Source organism: Enterococcus sp. 2G9_DIV0600, from assembly GCF_002140615.1.
Classification (GTDB): Bacteria; Bacillota; Bacilli; order Lactobacillales; family Enterococcaceae; genus Enterococcus_D; species Enterococcus_D innesii.
The window spans coordinates 853,670-870,737 of record NZ_NGLL01000001.1; the positions used below are offsets into that span (position 1 = coordinate 853,670).

Below are 17,068 nucleotides of genomic sequence, written 5' to 3' on the forward strand. Positions count from 1 at the left end.
TAATATAGTAAGAAAGTGATACCAAAATAGGATTAAAGGGGGAATAAAAATGAAAAAGTTAAAACGCGGGTTATTTCAAGGCGTTGCGATTGTTGGGGTACTGATCGCACCCATTGTAGGAACGATCACACAAGTTTATGCAGCAAATGAAGGGGATTCGACAACAGCTTCTTTCGCTGCGCAAGAGACGACGTCAGAAAGCTTCTCAGAAGAAAGCGCAGCATCATCTCAAGAGGCCAGCACTGAGAGTGTAGAGTCAAGTACGGCAACAGAGTCCTCATCAACGTCTACCTCTTTATCAGAAACAACGTCAAGTACTAGCACGGCTACGACTGAGAGCAGTCAGACCGAGACCACACAAGATTCATCTACTCAATCGACGGAAGAATCTTCTGAAGAACCAGATGTTGCGAAAATCGATGTTAAGAAAGTAGAAGATAATGACCAATATGTAAAAATCAAGCCGATCGCCGCAACAGATCCAGAAACACAAAAAATCCTTTACCGATTAGAAAATGGTCAATTGATCGAACAAGGAACGATCGATGAATTAGCTGGCAAGGTATACCGTAGTGTCAAACAGTATCAAGGTACCGACAAGCAGACCTATCTTGAAATTCGCGACGATCAAAAGGTTGTCGGTGTCGTAGCAGAAGCAGCAGTGAAAGTTGCCAGCGGAACCTTCAAAACCGAGAAGAAATATGCAACCATCACAAGTGCGAAAGAATCGCTTTGGCAAGATGTGTTTTTAGATAAAAAAACGAGCACCTCTTCAAGCATTAATGGTCAAACCTTTGAAATCAAAGAAGTATTCACGACGAATAATAAAGTGACCTATTACGCATTGTATTCAAATAAAAATGTTCTCATCGGTTGGATAAAAGCCGCCGGTGTTAAGCTAGCGACTTCACCCGGCGGTGCATGGCAATCTGAATCAAAATATGCCACAATCATCAGCGGAAATTATACGCTATGGCAAAATTTTAATTGGACAGCGAAGAAAGGAACGACAGCCGCTTTAAATGGCAAAACAGTCAAAGTTACTGGGAAATATCGTCACTTGAATGGGTCGACGTACTATTCCCTTTATACAAATAACAATAAATGGTTAGGCTATATCAATGCCTCGGGTGTTAAGTTAACGACGGATGCACAAGGCGCCTACCAATCCTACGGAAAATATGTGACATTGACCAAGAAAAATTACACGATTTGGGGAAATTTCCGTTGGTCGAGTAAGAAAAATACTACAACGAAATTAGCGGGAAAAACCTATCTTGCAAAAGGAAGATATAACCACGTCAATGGCGGTGTCTACTTGTCCCTTTATGATGCTAACGGAAAATGGATTGGCTACTTAAATGCCGATGCAGCAACGGTCGCCAACAATCAAGGTGGTACTTGGCAAAGCGAAAAACGCACAGTCCGCCTTAATAGCAAGAATTATACCTTATGGCAAGATTTAGCTTTTACGAAGAAAAAAGGCAGTAGCACAAATTACATGAATAAGAATATCCAAGTTACTGGGAAATATCAACATTTCAACGGCTCCACCTACTACTCACTCTATCTCAACAACAAATGGCTGGGCTACATCAATGCAAGTGGAGTGACCAATGCCCATACGATCACTTCTCAAAGCAACATTAGCCGCTATGTGGTCGTTAAGAATGGAGATGGCAATTTCTTTGAAAAAGCCGATCCAAATAGTACGAAACTTGGAAAAAAGAGTGCCTACAAAGGCTATATGGCACAAGCGACCAAACTAGCAAAAACAAGTGATGGCAATTACTTGTATCTCGTTTCGCCAGCTGGTCGAATCGGTTGGGTCAAGGAAAATCAAACCACAAATGTAAATAGCAATTTTTGGATGTATACTACAGGAGGGAAATATCCTTCATTAAACGTTCAAAACTTAAACATTGAAGTATCCATCAGCAAACAGCGGGTTTATATCAAATCAGGGAATAAAGTGATTTATACGATGCTTTGCTCGACCGGTGCCTTTAATACACCAACACCTTTAGGGAATTTCCGCATTCAAGCAGAAAAAGGCTTAGCTTTTTCAGGGGCTGCCTACTACCGTTCCTTTAAAGACCATGGGGTCTATTTATTCCATACGATTCCAACGAGTATCGCTTGGTCCACCAATGCTTTTAGTTCCGTTGAAGGACGAAAATTAGGCACTCGGGCTTCTCATGGCTGTATTCGATTAGCAGTGCCGGATGCCAAATGGTTTTACTATAACATGCCTTATAATACGCCTGTCAAAATTGCTAATTAATGATCAAAAGTCGTTTCCGTAAACGGGGACGGCTTTTATTTTCCAAAAAAAAGATTGACGCTGGCTATATCATTCGATAATATATCATTAAGTGATATAGGTGATGGATGGAGGAATCAAATGGATGAGGCATTGACAGATTCGACCTATTTGATTTTATTAGCGCTTTTAAAGCCAAAACATGGGTATCTCATCATGAAACAGATTGATGACCTAAGCCAAGGGACGTTTGAGATTGGTCCCGCAACGATGTATACGATTTTGAAAAAGCTTACGAAAAAGGGGTGGATCGATTTAGAAGAAAGCGTTGATCGAAAAAAAATCTATCAAATTACATTAGAAGGAAGACAAATTCTGGAAAAAGATATTCAGCGACGCAAATTATTTTATCAAATCGGAGAACAGGTCTTCGAAGCGTTAGGAGGGGATCAAGATGGGCATCAATAAGAAATATCTTCTTTCTCTTGGAGTCGCCTACTATCCAGAAAAGGAAATGGTTCGTCTGCAAAAACAAGCGTCACTAGGCTGGCATTTTGTGAAGATGAATCGTTTAGGTTTTTTGAAGTTTATCAAAGGAAAACCAGAAGCGACCAAATATGCAGTGGACTTTTTCGAAGGGGAACCATCTGAGATCGTTGACTACTTAGCGATGTACCAAGCTGGGGGCTGGACCTACATTAGCAATTATAAAGATCGTTATTTTTATTTTAAAGCGTCACTAGATACACCGGCGATTTTCAGTGATCAGGAAAGCTATCAAGAACGGATCGATAATGAAACACGGTATTTAATGAAAAAGTCGATTCTGCTTTCGGTGATCAGTTTAGCGATATTAGCAGCAATTTATTTTTTAATCCGTTATTTCAATATTCGCACAAATCCATTTTGGTCCTTTGGGCTAGGTTTGATTACTGGACTGGTGTTTATCCCGATTGGGGTGGGATTGACCACGATTCTGATGAAATTCTTATATAAAAATCGAGCAAGTTATTACAATGAACCAGAGAAACTGGCGAAGCGACAACGGGTAATTCGTGACACAGTCATTTTGATGTTTGTCGGAGCAATCATTGGTGCCGTTATCGGCTTTTTCTTTAGTGATATATTTTATTAGACAGGGAAGGTGAGCATGTGTTAGAAGCAAAACAATTAGTAAAAACATTTGGGGATTATACAGCAGTTGATCATTTATCCTTTACCATCAATGATGGACAGATCATGGGCTTAATTGGTCAAAACGGAGCAGGAAAAACAACGACATTCCGATTGATTTTGGATTTCTTGAAAGCCGATCAAGGAGAAGTATTATGGGATGGTCACAAAATTAGTGAAAAAGAATACAATATTATCGGCTATCTGCCAGAAGAACGCGGCTTGTTTCCAAAAGTCACGATTGAAGATCAATTGATCTACTTCGCGCGTTTACGAGGCAAAAAGAAAGAAGACATCGTACCTAAAATTGACTATTGGATGGACAAATTTAAAGTCAAGGGCAAGAAAACTGATAAAGTCAAATCTTTATCAAAAGGAAATCAGCAAAAAGTTCAGCTAATCTCAACATTGATCCATGAACCAAAATTAGTGATTTTAGATGAACCGTTTAGTGGCTTAGACCCAGTCAACGCGGAACTGTTGAAAAACGGGATCATTGAACTGAAAGAAAAAGGCTCTTGCGTCATTTTCTCCAGCCATAATATGGATAATGTAGAAAAAATCTGCGATCACTTGATTATGCTACGAGATGGTCAAACGGTCTTAAACGGAAAGGTCCATGAAATTCGTGAATCCTTTGGACGAACGAAAGTTTATTTAGAGTCTAATTTGACGAAAGAACAGCTTTTGGCAGTGTCAGGTGTCGAGCAAGTGATTGCTAGAGAAGACGGCAGCTATGATATTACGATCGCTGATCCTGCAGTAGGAAAAACCTTATTTGATTTAGCGACGGCGGATGGTTATATCCCTATGTTCAATCAACAACCGCCAACGTTAGAAGAAATCTTTAAGCGGAAGGCAGGAAAAAAAAATGAATAAGTTTTGGGTAATCGCATTAGATGTTTATAAGAAAAATATCAAATCAATTTCGTTTTTGATTATGATATTGGTTCCATTCATTGCAATGGGCGGGTTTTATCTAATTAGTTATTTTGCTGATGGTATGAGCAGTGTCGATAAAATTGCTGTTTATGCGAATGAACCGGCTATTGCGCAGACCTTTGTGGAGCAAAGTAGCGATGATTATGAATTTGAAGTTGTTGACAGCGAAGAACAAGGACAACAACAATTGGCAGACAAAGATGCTGATGCCTTGCTAGTTATTACTTCTTCAGGGGATACGCTGCAAGGGGAATTATTAAGCGAGTCTTCGATGGGGCAAGCTTTAGAGCTGACGATCCAACAATTATTGACGGGCCTGCAGTCATCCTATAGAGCTAGCGAGCTTGGTTTGACGGCTGAGCAAGTGGCAGTTCTTAGTGAAGTTGCACCGCTTGACCGGCAAAAAGTTTCCTTCAGTGAAGATGGCGAAATGACCTATGGAGAAGATAATACCGCGATGCAAGCAGCGGTTAGTACCATCGCAACAATCGTTCTCTTTTTCTTTATCATCACTTACGCACAAATCATTGCGCAAGAAATTGCTTCTGAAAAAGGCACACGCATTATGGAAGTCATTTTGTCTAGTACGCGAGCACAAACCCATTACTACGCCAAATTGACTGGGGTAATCATGGTTGCAGCAACCCAGCTAGTTGCGTATGTTGCGATTTTTGGCGGGAGTTATTTCTGGATCAAGGACAACTCGATGGTAAAAGACTTGTTGGCAAGTTTTTCGTCAGATGGCATTTTTGGTCCTTTCCTCGTGTTTGCGATCGTTTTCGTCTTCTTAGGAATCTTGATCTATTCTGTCTTGTCAGCCCTTTGCGGGTCGTTAGTGAACAAAGCAGAAGATACGGCGAAAGCCATTATTCCAGTGACGTATCTTTCGTTAGGCGGGTATATGCTAGGAATCGTACTAGGCGGTATGGATCCGCATAACGTTGTTTTACGAGTAACCTCTTATATCCCATTCTTGTCCTCGTATATTATGCCAGTACGGCTTGCTAATGATACAGTGGGGATTGGCGGAGCGTTGATTTCAGTAGGGATCCTTGCTGTTACTACGATCGTTCTGATGCTGGTTTCTGCAAAAATGTACAAATCAAATGTCTTGATCTATAACGACAATGGCATCTTGGCAACGTTGAAACAATCACTAGTGTTAATGAAAAATGAGAAATAAACAAAACGCCCGATCCTTTTTGTGATCGGGCGTTTTTTAGTGGCTAGAATCTAGAAAACAAGGTGCAGGTCTTTAGAATTCCTGCACAAAAAAGTCGAAGATCGATTGCTCAGAAGGCAGCTTGTGAGCGGCTAGTTCAGGATGCCACTGAATGCCTAAGATTGGTGCGCCATAGGCGGTGGATTCAATCGCTTCAACAACACCATCAGGAGCGGTGGCGGTCACGTTGAAATCATCTGCAACTGTTTTGACTGCTTGGTGATGAAAAGAATTGACGTGATAGGTTGTGCCTAAAAGAGCAGCCAAACGACTGTCTTCCTTGATTTCCACCCGATGTGTAGGGAATTGAAAGAACGTTGGCAATTGCACGTGTTTGATCGTTGGGTGATCGATCAAAGAGAGATCTTGGTACAAACTCCCACCAAATGCGACATTTAGTAACTGCATACCGCGGCAGATTCCAAGGATCGGTTTGTTTTGAGCCACTGCTTCTTTGATCAATGCCAATTCAAAGACATCACGATCAGGATGAATGCCTTGAATCAAAGGATGAGGATCTTCGCCATAATGGTCAGGGGAGACATCATGACCACCGGCTAACAAGAGTTTATCGATTTTGCTGATATAAGTTGCAGTATCTTCCACGACACCCATTGGTAATAATAGGGGAATGCCTTGGGCTTGTTGGATATGGGTGACAAAATTTTTGGGTGTATAGGACAACCAATGCTCTGCTTCTTCAATCATTGGTCGTTCATTAGCAGCGATGCCGATAATGGGTTTCATTTGATCAAACCTTTCTACTAGTAAATGAATCGAAATGGATCGAAAAAGAAAAAAGGACACGAGGTCCTTTTATCGATCACCTTCGCTTTATTTTTCGCGAATAACTTCGATTTTGTAGCCGTCAGGATCTTTCACAAAATAGTAAGAAGGAGAAGTTCCTGGTAGTCCTTTCAGGTCAGTGACATCAAATCCGGCAGCTTGGTGCTTCTCATGAAGCGCTTCTAGATCATCGGTACTGATGGCGATGTGGCCATAGCCGTCGCCTAACTCATAGCCAGGATGGTCATAGTTATATGTCAACTCTAGCTCGTAGTCATCACCAGGCAATGTTAAGTAAACCAAAGTAAATTGATGTTCAGGAAAATCACGACGGCGAGATTCTTCAAAACCAAAAGCAGTTTGATAAAAATCTAGAGAAGCCGTTAAGTCTTTGACGCGGACACAAGTGTGAGCCATTTTCATGGGTAAATCATCCTTTCGATCTTGATAGTTGTATGATAACATATTTTCTCATTTTATAACGAATAAAAGACAACAGGGCGTTATTTCCAGCTTGTCCAGACTATTGGCATAGGGTAAAATGGAAAGAAAGTGTTGGTGGAGGGAATCATGCCAGAAAAGGAAATTGTGTTCGGGGAAAAAGAAGCGGGGAAACCATACAAATCAAGATATGGGGCGTATGTCGTTCTTCCAAACGAAAAAAATGAAGTGATCTTGGTGCAAGCACCCAATGGCGCCTATTTTTTACCAGGCGGTGAAATTGAACCAAATGAGACCAAAGAAGAAGCGATCCAGAGAGAATTAATAGAAGAACTTGGATTTGAAGGGGAGATCGCTGCCTATTTAGGAGAAGCAGTTGAATACTTCTATTCACGCCATCGCGATACATTTTACCATCACCCCGGCTATTTCTATTTAATGACCAAATGGAAAAAAGTCTGCGAACCGACAGAAGAAACCAATCAGTTGTCATGGCATACGCCAGAAGAAGCGATTCAACGATTGAAACGCGGCAGTCATAAATGGGCAGTTGAACAATGGTTGGCAAAATAAAAAAGGCAGGCTTCCGATAAAAAGGAAACCTGCCTTTTTTTACACTTAGTTATTTGCTAAAACATACTTGTTGATTACTTCTGCCACACCGTCTTCTTCGTTTGAAGCGGTTAGGACATCTGCGGCATTTTTCACATTTTCAGTGGCATTGGCCATCGCCACACCGATACCAGCGTATTCCACCATGGTTAAATCATTTTCGTTATCGCCGATCGCCATGACTTCTTCTTGTTTGATGCCTAAGTGCTCCGCCAATTTTTTGACAGCAGCTCCTTTATGGGCTTGTTTATTTAGGACTTCCAAGAAGTAAGGAGCACTTTTGACCACATTGTAGTTGTCCGTCAAACTGCTCGGCAATTGTGGGATGATCTGATCCAGTATTTCGGGATCATCGATCATCATCATTTTGATGATATTCAAGTCAGCAGTCATTTCTTCTGGTGTCCGATATTTCAATGGCATGTTGACTAAGAAAGCTTCATAAATCGTATAAGGACTGATATCGCGGTTAGCGGTATACATAGTATCTTCGGTTTCTACATGAAGATGAACCCCTAATTTTCTCGCAGTCATCTCAACAAAGAGATAGTCGTCTTGGGACAAACCAAATTCAGAGATGATCTCTTGGTTTTTGGTTTTTTGAACCAAAGAGCCATTATAAGTAATCACGAAATCATTGTCCGTAAATAAGTCTAGTTCCTTTAATAAATCTTGGACACCAGTTAAAGGGCGTCCCGTACACAAAACGATGCGTACACCTTGCTTTTCAGCGTCTTTCAATGCCTTGTAAACGGCTGGGGTGATCTTGCGGTCGTTGTTCAACAGGGTGCCATCGATATCGATGGCGATCAATTTGATACTCATAAGTTCCTCCTAGTGGCTTGGTTTGATCAAAGCACCATTGCGAATGTGCTTGGCAAACTCTTGATACGTCTCTCCAAATAAATCATAGTGATTTTGGATGTTGGGGTCAATCATTTCTTTTGGAAAATAAAAGCGCTGGTCACCTTGGGTTTGTCCTGCTAAGGCTGCAACAAGCTGACTGGCTTGGGATAATTCCACAAGAGAACCATCTTTTTCCTGTAATTCGATCTGTGTCCGATGTTTGCCTGAAGTCGGCCGATAAAAATCATAAGGCAGATCGAAGCTTGAATTGATGGCAGTATAATAGCGGGGATTGAAGCCGACTTTTTCCACCAGTCCCTGCATTTCTTCAATCATCGGCAACTGTGTCTCATCGTCAAAGCGAGCGGATTTTAGCGGTTTACGATTTAAGAACCGCTTGGCTAAATCGCTGAGGATCGGATCATTCTCTTCCGTCCATTGGGTAAAGTAGGTATTCAACACGCCATCGTCGAGTTTCAAGTATTCATCTAAAGTGAATTCTTGTTTTAAAAATGGGAGAAGCAGCTGCGAATGGCCTTGAAACAATTCTGAATCCACTTGATACAGTTCTGCAGCTCGATCCAGCAAATGGGCTAAGATCACTTCCATCCCTCGAGAACTAGCATGGAAATAAACTTGCACATACATTTGGTAACGACTGACGATGTAGTCCTCCACAGCGTGCATGCCATTCATAGAAAAAGCAATACCGCCTTCATAAGGACGAATCACTCGTAGAATGCGAGTCAGATCAAACGTGCCGTATTCAGTGCCGGTAAAATAAGCATCGCGCAGCAAGTAGTCCATCCGATCAGCATCGATTTGACTGGAAATCATTTGAACGACTTGGGGATTGGGATAGGTTTTAGTGATAACACTTGCCACCTTCTCAGGAAATCCAGCTTCCACACGATTCAATATCTGATGAACTTCCGTCTCAGGAGAAGTGATGATCGCCACTGTGATCGCTTCATGATCCGTATGAAAAATATGCTCAAAGGTGTGGGAGTAGGGTCCGTGGCCCACATCATGAAGCAATGCTGCACACAAGGTCACTAAACGCTCTTTGTCATCCCAGCCGTTTGGCCCGACTTTTTCAATGGGATAATTGCGTTGGAAAATATCGCAAATGCGACGACTGATTTCATAAACCCCCAAGGAATGGGAAAAGCGGCTGTGTTCTGCTCCGTGAAAGGTAAAGGAAGCAGTTCCCAGCTGTTTGATGCGTCGTAAACGCTGTACTTCTTTGGAATTGATCAAATCTAAAATTACTTGGTGCTGTACATGGACATAGTTATGAACGGGGTCACGAAATACTTTTTCTATCGCTAAGGTTTGATATTTATAAGGTAGACTCATCGCTAAACTCCTTTATTGGTTGGTTTCGCTTTTCCATGCCAGCTAAGCGTTGCTGCATTTGTTCGCTAAGGTTATTTTCTGTCAGCCATTGATCCAGTGATTCAAGCGGATATAGGGATTGGCCAGAGATCAAGGAAAGCAGGGCTTTTTGCAAGCGGTCAATCACCTCTTGTGTGGTAAACTTACGGCCGAGGGCTGCTTCTAAAGTGGTCATGCTCGCAGGATTGACGGCTGGATAGCCATTCGTACCAAAGCCTTCTTTCAAACCTGCTTGGTAAAAACGACGAACGAGAGAACCGCGGGCTAGTTGGTCGCCATTGATGCTCAGATACATCATGACAGCCACGCCATCTTTGATCCGTCGTTGTGCTGTACCAGCAATTTTTTTTCCATCAATACTCAGGTCATAGGTGCCTGGGCAATACGAGTCAGCAATTTCATAAGCCAAAATTGTCTGCTCAGGAAAGGCTGTTTGCAACAATGTCGCCATCATTTCATAGGCGGCATCCGTGGTGGCAGCCAAATGTTTAGGGAAAATGAGGGAGACATTCAAAATACCGGCATCATTGATGACCCCGAGCCCGCCTGAGTTGCGGATGATCGAGGCATAGCCAGCTTCTTTTAAAACCTGCAGGCCGTCTGTCAAAAACGGCAACCGGATATCTTTCATGCCTAAAATCATCGTATCGGACAACTGCCAAAAATGACAATAAACTTGTTCCTGTTTGCCAGCAGCTTCGGTGGCAACATCGGTGAAGGCAAACGGCTCATAAGGATTGTGGATACGTGGTAAGGTTTGATCCATTACATAGATAGTCAAATCGGTTAAACTCCTTTAAAAATAGCTGTTATCCTTATTATATACGATTCTTGGAAAATTACTTGGAGAAAAGAATGAAAACTTGCTTTTGTTTTCGTTTTTATTTTCAATGAAGAAATAGACCAAGGAGAATCAACTGAAATGATTGACAAACGCATAAAAAAAAGCAAGAATGAAACTGAAATCTTCAAAGGAGGCACACGTACATGCAAGAATTATCAAAAGGAATCCCAATCTCGATTCATTTAACAACCAATGTACGTCAAGCAGGGGAAACAGAGAACTTTCTGTTTGATCTGCAAGGACAAGCAGTCAAGATCGGTGATACCTTATATATCCGTTACAAAGAGATCCAGCCAGATGGCACCGACATTCCCGTTACGATGAAAATCATGCCAGACGGACTGATTCAATTGATTCGCTCAGGGGAAATGCGCATGCGCTTGAAATTTTCTTATAAGGAACGTTTAGAGACGAGCTATCAAACCCCATATGGCTTGATGATGTTCCACACCTTCACCAATCACTTGCACGTTAGTTTGAAAGACCGTCCATACTCGGGAAAGATCGATATCGATTATGACTTGTTCATGGCTGCTGACAAAGTCGGCGAATACAAGCTATCTTTAGAATTTACCGCTTGATCAAAGGGAAATTGAAAGAAAAAATTGCAATTTGAGCCGTAATTTTGTATGATTAGGAGTAGACTGTGAAAGGACGTGTCCTGTTTGGAAATTAATGTATTTGAAGGTGTAAATAAAAACGAATTGTCGATGATTGAAGTTGCCCATGCGATTTTAGAGCAGCGCGGTGACGTGATGGATTTTTCTGATTTGGTCAACCAAATCCAAAACTATCTTGAAACATCAGACAGCGAGATTCGTGATTCATTGGCGCAGTTTTATACAGACTTGAATATCGACGGTAGTTTTATTTCTTTAGGCGACAATCGTTGGGGCTTACGTTCATGGTACGCCATTGATTCGATCGATGAAGAAGTCAACCATGGCATCGAAGACGAGGATGAAGATACACCACGTCGTCGCAAACGTAAAAAAGTCAATGCCTTTATCAACGATGATGAAGACGCAATCGATTATAACGATGATGATCCTGAGGATACTGATTTGTCAGATGACGAAGAAGATGATCTCTTTGATGATGATGATGACGAGGATGAAGAAATCTCGGCATACAATTCAGACTTGCAAGAAATCGGCGCCGACAACAGCACCGATGATGAAGAAGAATTACCTGACAGCATTGAGGAAGATCTCACCATTATCGATGACGATGATGAAGATGATTTTGCGGATGAAGAGGAAGAAGAGGAGTAATCCTCTTCTTTTTTTCGCCTTTTGGTTGCAAGCAACTTATAATCGGTGAAGGACGTTTTCGTCTTCTTACATAGATACAAATAAAAAAAGGAACCGCGTCAGCGGTCCCTAAGTGCTTTTGAATTATTGATTTGAATCGAGTATACTTGTAACGAAAAGAAAAAACGCGCCTTGAGGGAATCGAACCCCCGTCTCAAGAACCGGAATCTTACGTGATATCCACTACACTAAAGGCGCGAACCACAAATATTAGTTTAACCAATTTCAGTGAAAAAAACAAGAGGTAGAATGATGAAATTTCAACAGCAATTTTCACAACAACAAAAACAGACGCAAAAGCTTGCTATGACGCAGAAATTGCAGCAATCGATCCAAGTGCTGCAATTTTCCGCAGACGAATTATTGTCATTCATAGATAACCAGGCATTAGAAAATCCGTTGATTGATCTGGGGGAATATGATTCGCCCATCACACCAAGCAAGAGCAGCGGCTCGTCAGAACAAATAATGGATTATTTAAGTCAGATTCCTGACCAGCATACATCGTTGTTTGAACACCTCATTGATCAAGTCCATTTAAATTACCGCGACACCTTTTTGCGGACAATCGTTTTATTTTTAGTCGAGTACATTGATTTAAACGGCTTTTTGACGATTGACTTGGAAGAAGCTGGAAAGCTTGTTGGTGGGACCCCAATCCAAATGCTCGATGCCTTGACCTTGATCCAGCAGCTAGATCCGGCAGGAGTCGGTGCTCGTGATCTAAGAGAGTGCTTGATGCTGCAAACGGAAAGAGATGACTATGCGCCGCCAATGGCCTATCTCATTTTAGAAGAATTCTTTACGGAAATGGCAGAGCGCAAGTGGGACAAAATCAGTAAAGCGTTGCAGATCCCTTTAAACGAGATCCAAAAGGTCTTTGACTATGTTCAAACGTTGACCCCGACACCGGGGGCGGCGTTTGGGTCAACGGATGGGCTTTACATTGTACCTGATTTGCGAGTAACGGTTGAAAAAGGACAACCAATCGTGAAATCAAACAAGCGCGCCTTACCAGAAGTTCGCTTTCAGCAACAGTACTTTGACCAATTAAAGCAAAGCGGTGATCCGGAGGTCCTCAGTTATTTAGACAATAAAGCCCAAGAGTTCGAGTGGCTAAAGAAGACCTTGCAACAACGAGGGGATACCATCTATCGTGTCGGCGTGCAGATCGTTGCTCGGCAAAAGGAGTTTTTCACCCAACCGGATCGACCATTAAAGCCATTGGTTTTAAGAGAAGTTGCCGAAGAGTTAGGCATTCATGAATCAACGGTCAGCCGGGCAGTCAATGGGAAATATTTGGAAACCTCCTTTGGGGTGTTTGAATTGAAACTATTTTTTGGACAGAAAGTTTCGACGCAAGAAAGCGGTGATGACCTGACGACTGCATCGATCAAACAGCAGCTAAAAGCACTGATCGATGAAGAAAATAAAAATAAACCATTGTCAGATCAAAAGTTGACAGATGCCCTCAAAGCCCAAGGCATCGATATTTCCAGACGAACGGTGGCAAAGTATCGCGAAGCCATGAATATCCCTGGTTCTTCCAAGCGGAAACGATTCGAGTAAAGCAAAAGCTTACTACTAACGACGAGTAGGGAAGGCAGCAAAGCCTTTCCTTTTTTTATCGATCACTTCCAATTTTTTAATTTATGACGATTTTATGAAAAGCAAGATTTTGTGACTGAAATAGTTGCGTATCAAGGCGATAAGTGCTACTATTATTGGTGTAGGAAACAGATTTAAATTTTTTTTGCAATCGATGGGTCATTTTAAGTCATTGTAGGACGAAAATTGTCCAACGGGAGGATATAAAATGCTCGATGAATTAAAATTGATTGAGGCAATCACCCCGGATATTCTCGCTGTACTCCAGGAACGTTACCGTATCTTAAGAAATATTTATTGGATGCAGCCCGTTGGCCGCCGGACACTTTCGGAAAGTTTATCAATGACGGAACGCGTGTTGAGGACGGAAACAGATATCCTTAAAAAGCTGAAACTGATCGACTCTTCAAAAAGCGGCATGCAATTGACCGCCTACGGAGAAGAAGTGTACACGAAGATCGGTGCACTGATGGATCAGCTGTTCGGAATGCACCAAATCGAGAAACGATTATCAGAGACCTTTGGCATCGAACGTTGTTTGATTGCGAGTGGCGATGGTGATCGACAACCGAAAGTTATTGCTGAATTTGGCCAGTTGCTGAATGAATCGTTGGATCTCTTATTGCCAGAAGGCAAAAACACCATCGCAGTGATGGGAGGGACGACAATGGCGAAAGTTGCTGAGGAATTAGGCAATTTAGAAACCGCCAAACGTCATAACTTGTTTGTACCAGCCCGTGGCGGTATTGGAGAATCAGTCAACGTCCAAGCAAACTCAGTCAGCTCAGTGATGGCGATGCAGACAAATGGCGATTATCGCTCCTTGTTTGTACCAGAACAATTAAGCATGAACACCTACGAGTTTCTCTTGAAAGAACCCGCCATCGTTGATGTCTTAAACTTGATAAGTCAAGCAAATTGTGTTATTCATAGTATTGGACGGGCGTTGCATATGGCGGCTCGACGAAAAATGTCAGAACAAGAAATTCTGATGTTGAAACAAAAAAATGCAGTTGCAGAATCCTTTGGGTATTTCTTTAATGAAGCAGGCGAGGTCGTTTACAAAGTTCCTCGAATTGGGCTTCAATTAAAAGATTTGCAAAAAGTCCCAATCATTTTTGCGGTCGCTGGTGGACAGTCAAAAGCCAAAGCGGTCAATGCATACATGAAAAATGCACCAAAACAAACCTGGCTCATCACCGATGAAGCTTGCGCAAATGAGATTTTAAAAGGGGCAACCCTTTAAAATAAATATTTTTATGATTTTCATAAGGAGGAAATCTTAAATGACAGTTAAAGTAGGTATTAATGGATTTGGACGTATCGGACGCTTAGCATTTCGTCGTATCCAAGAAGTAGAAGGAATCGAAGTTGTGGCTATCAATGATTTAACAGACGCTAAAATGTTAGCTCACTTGTTAAAATATGATACAACACAAGGACGTTTCAACGGTACAGTTGAAGTTCACGAAGGTTCATTCAATGTGAACGGAAACGAAATCAAAGTTTTAGCTAACCGCAACCCTGAAGAATTGCCTTGGGGCGAACTAGGTGTTGAAATCGTGTTAGAATGTACTGGATTCTTCACTTCTAAAGCAGCTGCTGAAAAACATTTAACAGCTGGTGCAAAACGTGTAGTTATCTCAGCTCCTGGTGGAAACGATGTTCCAACAATCGTTTACAACACAAACCATGAAACTTTAACAGGTGAAGAAACAGTTATCTCTGGCGCTTCATGTACAACAAACTGTTTAGCTCCTATGGCGAAAACATTGAACGACAAATTTGGTGTGATTGAAGGATTAATGACTACAATCCACGCTTACACAGGTGACCAAATGACTCTAGACGGACCACACCCTAAAGGTGACTTCCGCCGTGCCCGTGCTGCTGCTGCAAACATCGTGCCTAACTCAACTGGTGCTGCTAAAGCGATCGGCTTAGTAATCCCAGAATTGAACGGCAAATTAGATGGTGCTGCTCAACGTGTTCCTGTTGCAACTGGTTCATTAACTGAATTAGTTACTGTTCTTGACAAAGAAGTAACTGTTGATGAAATCAATGCAGCAATGAAAGAAGCTTCAAACGAATCTTACGGTTACAACACAGACGAAATCGTTTCTTCTGATATCGTTGGTATGACTTACGGTTCATTATTTGATGCAACTCAAACAAAAGTTATGACTGTTGGCGACAAACAATTAGTTAAAACTGTTGCTTGGTACGACAATGAAATGTCATACACTGCACAATTAGTACGTACTTTAGAATACTTCGCTAACCTATAAGAGTTGCGAACGACTTTAATTTAAACCATCGCAAGAGAAAGCGGGGAAGCATCGCGCTTCTCCGCTTTTTTTAACAATTATGCTAGGAGGAATCTGTTCATGGCTAAAATGACAGTTCAAGATATCGATTTAAAAGATAAAAAAGTTCTTGTACGTGTGGACTTCAACGTTCCATTGAAAGATGGAGTGATCGGAGATGATACACGGATCAAAGCAGCATTACCAACAATCAATTATGTGATCGAAAACGGCGGAAAAGCAATTCTTTTCTCACACTTAGGTCGTGTGAAAGAAGAAGCAGATAAAGCTGGAAAATCTTTAGCGCCAGTTGCGAAACGTCTTGGCGAATTATTAGGCAAAGAAGTAACTTTCGTTGATGAAACCCGCGGTGAAAAATTAGAAGCAGCGATCAACAACATGCAAGATGGTGATGTCGTTGTTTTTGAAAACACTCGTTTCGAAGACATCGATGGCAAAAAAGAAAGCAAAAACGATCCTGAACTAGGTAAATACTGGGCTTCTTTAGGCGATGTTTTTGTAAATGATGCCTTTGGTACCGCACACCGCGCACACGCTTCAAACGTAGGGATCGCTTCAACAGGTATCCCAACAGTTGCTGGTTTCTTAATGGAAAAAGAAATCAAATTCATCGGGGAAGCAGTCGAAGAACCAAAACGTCCAATGATCGCGATTCTTGGTGGAGCAAAAGTATCTGATAAAATCGGCGTAATCGAAAACTTGATTCCTAAAGCAGACAAAATCTTGATCGGCGGCGGAATGACGTATACGTTCTACAAAGCAAAAGGCATGGAAATCGGTAATTCTCTTGTGGAAGCAGATAAAGTAGAATTAGCAAAAGAATTGATCGAAAAAGCTGGCGATAAATTAGTATTACCAGTTGATTCAATCACTGCTGCTGAATTTTCAAATGATGTCCCAACAGAAGAACATACTGGTGATGTTCCTGAAGGACAAATGGGCTTAGATATCGGACCTGAAACCATCGCTTTGTTTGCTGAAACATTAAAAGGCGCAAAAACAGTCGTTTGGAACGGACCTATGGGTGTGTTTGAAATGTCTAACTTCGCAAACGGTACGATCGGTGTTTGTGAAGCAATTGCTAACCTTGAAGATGCAACAACGATCATCGGTGGCGGTGACTCTGCAGCTGCAGCAGAACAATTAGGGTTTGCTGACAAGTTTACCCACATCTCAACAGGTGGCGGTGCCAGCCTTGAATTGCTAGAAGGAAAAACACTTCCTGGCCTAGCTGCGATCAACGATAAATAATCAATGACAAGCCGTGCAAAGAACTTTCTTTGCACGCTTGAT

Annotated in this window: 17 protein-coding genes and 1 tRNA gene; 12 read left to right on the top strand and 6 right to left on the bottom strand. The window is 41.8% G+C overall.

Annotated elements, in window-relative coordinates:
• The first annotated feature begins 49 nt into the window (after positions 1-49).
• The 5 genes from A5870_RS04110 (at position 50) to A5870_RS04130 (ending at position 5,561) form a co-directional block, all read left to right on the top strand.
• Complete coding sequence (locus tag A5870_RS04110; protein ID WP_086291901.1) at positions 50-2,284, top strand: L,D-transpeptidase; 2,235 nt, start codon at positions 50-52, stop codon at positions 2,282-2,284.
• A gap of 120 nt (positions 2,285-2,404) precedes the next feature.
• Positions 2,405-2,731 carry a PadR family transcriptional regulator gene (locus tag A5870_RS04115; protein ID WP_077451805.1) on the top strand — a complete coding sequence of 109 codons (327 nt, stop codon included), beginning with the start codon at positions 2,405-2,407 and terminating at the stop codon, positions 2,729-2,731.
• On the top strand, positions 2,718-3,398 hold the full coding sequence (locus A5870_RS04120; RefSeq protein ID WP_086291902.1) for a DUF2812 domain-containing protein: 681 nt from the start codon (positions 2,718-2,720) through the stop codon (positions 3,396-3,398). Before A5870_RS04115 ends, A5870_RS04120 begins: the two co-directional genes overlap by 14 nt.
• A 17-nt stretch (positions 3,399-3,415) precedes the next feature.
• Positions 3,416-4,315, top strand: coding sequence for an ABC transporter ATP-binding protein (locus tag A5870_RS04125; RefSeq protein WP_086291903.1), 900 nt, complete (start codon positions 3,416-3,418; stop codon positions 4,313-4,315).
• Positions 4,308-5,561: an ABC transporter permease gene (locus A5870_RS04130; protein WP_086291904.1), complete on the top strand. Its 1,254-nt coding sequence runs from the start codon at positions 4,308-4,310 to the stop codon at positions 5,559-5,561. The genes A5870_RS04125 and A5870_RS04130 overlap by 8 nt, the downstream gene beginning before the upstream one ends.
• A 72-nt stretch (positions 5,562-5,633) precedes the next feature.
• On the opposite strand, the gene A5870_RS04135 is transcribed toward A5870_RS04130, so the two are convergent.
• Both A5870_RS04135 and gloA read right to left on the bottom strand, forming a co-directional pair.
• Complete coding sequence (locus tag A5870_RS04135; RefSeq protein WP_086291905.1) at positions 5,634-6,347, bottom strand: gamma-glutamyl-gamma-aminobutyrate hydrolase family protein; 714 nt, start codon at positions 6,345-6,347, stop codon at positions 5,634-5,636.
• 87 nt (positions 6,348-6,434) lie between these two features.
• Entirely contained in the window at positions 6,435-6,809 is a 375-nt protein-coding gene (gene gloA / locus A5870_RS04140; protein ID WP_005234340.1) for a lactoylglutathione lyase, read from the bottom strand.
• 147 nt (positions 6,810-6,956) lie between these two features.
• On the opposite strand from gloA, the gene A5870_RS04145 reads away from it, so the two are divergent.
• Positions 6,957-7,400, top strand: coding sequence for an NUDIX hydrolase (locus tag A5870_RS04145; RefSeq protein ID WP_005234342.1), 444 nt, complete (start codon positions 6,957-6,959; stop codon positions 7,398-7,400).
• 45 nt (positions 7,401-7,445) lie between these two features.
• Here A5870_RS04145 and yidA read toward each other — a convergent pair whose 3' ends face one another.
• Genes yidA through A5870_RS04160 form a run of 3 tightly spaced genes read right to left on the bottom strand, consistent with a single transcriptional unit; the run spans position 7,446 to position 10,449 of the window.
• Positions 7,446-8,264: a sugar-phosphatase gene (gene yidA, locus A5870_RS04150; RefSeq protein ID WP_016619757.1), complete on the bottom strand. Its 819-nt coding sequence runs from the start codon at positions 8,262-8,264 to the stop codon at positions 7,446-7,448.
• A gap of 9 nt (positions 8,265-8,273) precedes the next feature.
• The gene (locus A5870_RS04155; protein ID WP_077451793.1) at positions 8,274-9,644 is read right to left on the bottom strand and encodes an HD domain-containing protein; all 1,371 of its coding nucleotides are present in this window, start codon (positions 9,642-9,644) and stop codon (positions 8,274-8,276) included.
• Entirely contained in the window at positions 9,628-10,449 is an 822-nt protein-coding gene (locus tag A5870_RS04160; protein ID WP_375350268.1) for a lipoate--protein ligase family protein, read from the bottom strand. Before A5870_RS04160 ends, A5870_RS04155 begins: the two co-directional genes overlap by 17 nt.
• Positions 10,450-10,670: 221 nt before the next feature.
• Here A5870_RS04160 and A5870_RS04165 point away from each other — a divergent pair, with 221 nt between their 5' ends.
• On the top strand, positions 10,671-11,108 hold the full coding sequence (locus tag A5870_RS04165) for a DUF1934 domain-containing protein (protein ID WP_077451789.1): 438 nt from the start codon (positions 10,671-10,673) through the stop codon (positions 11,106-11,108).
• An 84-nt stretch (positions 11,109-11,192) separates the two neighbouring features.
• Complete coding sequence (gene rpoE, locus A5870_RS04170; protein WP_005234347.1) at positions 11,193-11,801, top strand: DNA-directed RNA polymerase subunit delta; 609 nt, start codon at positions 11,193-11,195, stop codon at positions 11,799-11,801.
• Positions 11,802-11,966: 165 nt separating this feature from the next.
• Here the strand turns inward: rpoE and A5870_RS04175 are convergent.
• Positions 11,967-12,038, bottom strand: a tRNA-Arg gene (locus A5870_RS04175).
• 51 nt (positions 12,039-12,089) lie between these two features.
• Here A5870_RS04175 and rpoN point away from each other — a divergent pair.
• From rpoN to A5870_RS04195, 4 genes are all read left to right on the top strand, one after another.
• Positions 12,090-13,409, top strand: coding sequence for an RNA polymerase factor sigma-54 (gene rpoN / locus A5870_RS04180; protein ID WP_170924034.1), 1,320 nt, complete (start codon positions 12,090-12,092; stop codon positions 13,407-13,409).
• A 247-nt stretch (positions 13,410-13,656) separates the two neighbouring features.
• Complete coding sequence (locus A5870_RS04185; protein WP_005228675.1) at positions 13,657-14,694, top strand: sugar-binding transcriptional regulator; 1,038 nt, start codon at positions 13,657-13,659, stop codon at positions 14,692-14,694.
• Between the two features lie 40 nt (positions 14,695-14,734).
• On the top strand, positions 14,735-15,736 hold the full coding sequence (gene gap / locus A5870_RS04190) for a type I glyceraldehyde-3-phosphate dehydrogenase (protein WP_008380858.1): 1,002 nt from the start codon (positions 14,735-14,737) through the stop codon (positions 15,734-15,736).
• Positions 15,737-15,835: 99 nt separating this feature from the next.
• A complete protein-coding gene (locus tag A5870_RS04195; protein ID WP_005234355.1) occupies positions 15,836-17,026 on the top strand; it encodes a phosphoglycerate kinase in 1,191 nt (396 codons plus the stop codon).
• Positions 17,027-17,068 lie beyond the last annotated feature (42 nt).

Bases quoted from the DNA above. Each gene is read 5' to 3' on its own strand.
- A5870_RS04110 (WP_086291901.1), top strand. From the start codon at position 50: ATGAAAAAGTTAAAACGCGGGTTATTTCAAGGCGTTGCGATTGTTGGG.
- A5870_RS04115 (WP_077451805.1), top strand. From the start codon at position 2,405: ATGGATGAGGCATTGACAGATTCGACCTATTTGATTTTATTAGCGCTT.
- A5870_RS04120 (WP_086291902.1), top strand. From the start codon at position 2,718: ATGGGCATCAATAAGAAATATCTTCTTTCTCTTGGAGTCGCCTACTAT.
- A5870_RS04130 (WP_086291904.1), top strand. From the start codon at position 4,308: ATGAATAAGTTTTGGGTAATCGCATTAGATGTTTATAAGAAAAATATC.
- A5870_RS04135 (WP_086291905.1), bottom strand. From the start codon at position 6,347: ATGAAACCCATTATCGGCATCGCTGCTAATGAACGACCAATGATTGAA.
- gloA (WP_005234340.1), bottom strand. From the start codon at position 6,809: ATGAAAATGGCTCACACTTGTGTCCGCGTCAAAGACTTAACGGCTTCT.
- A5870_RS04145 (WP_005234342.1), top strand. From the start codon at position 6,957: ATGCCAGAAAAGGAAATTGTGTTCGGGGAAAAAGAAGCGGGGAAACCA.
- yidA (WP_016619757.1), bottom strand. From the start codon at position 8,264: ATGAGTATCAAATTGATCGCCATCGATATCGATGGCACCCTGTTGAAC.
- A5870_RS04155 (WP_077451793.1), bottom strand. From the start codon at position 9,644: ATGAGTCTACCTTATAAATATCAAACCTTAGCGATAGAAAAAGTATTT.
- A5870_RS04160 (WP_375350268.1), bottom strand. From the start codon at position 10,449: ATGGATCAAACCTTACCACGTATCCACAATCCTTATGAGCCGTTTGCC.
- A5870_RS04165 (WP_077451789.1), top strand. From the start codon at position 10,671: ATGCAAGAATTATCAAAAGGAATCCCAATCTCGATTCATTTAACAACC.
- rpoN (WP_170924034.1), top strand. From the start codon at position 12,090: ATGATGAAATTTCAACAGCAATTTTCACAACAACAAAAACAGACGCAA.
- A5870_RS04185 (WP_005228675.1), top strand. From the start codon at position 13,657: ATGCTCGATGAATTAAAATTGATTGAGGCAATCACCCCGGATATTCTC.
- gap (WP_008380858.1), top strand. From the start codon at position 14,735: ATGACAGTTAAAGTAGGTATTAATGGATTTGGACGTATCGGACGCTTA.
- A5870_RS04195 (WP_005234355.1), top strand. From the start codon at position 15,836: ATGGCTAAAATGACAGTTCAAGATATCGATTTAAAAGATAAAAAAGTT.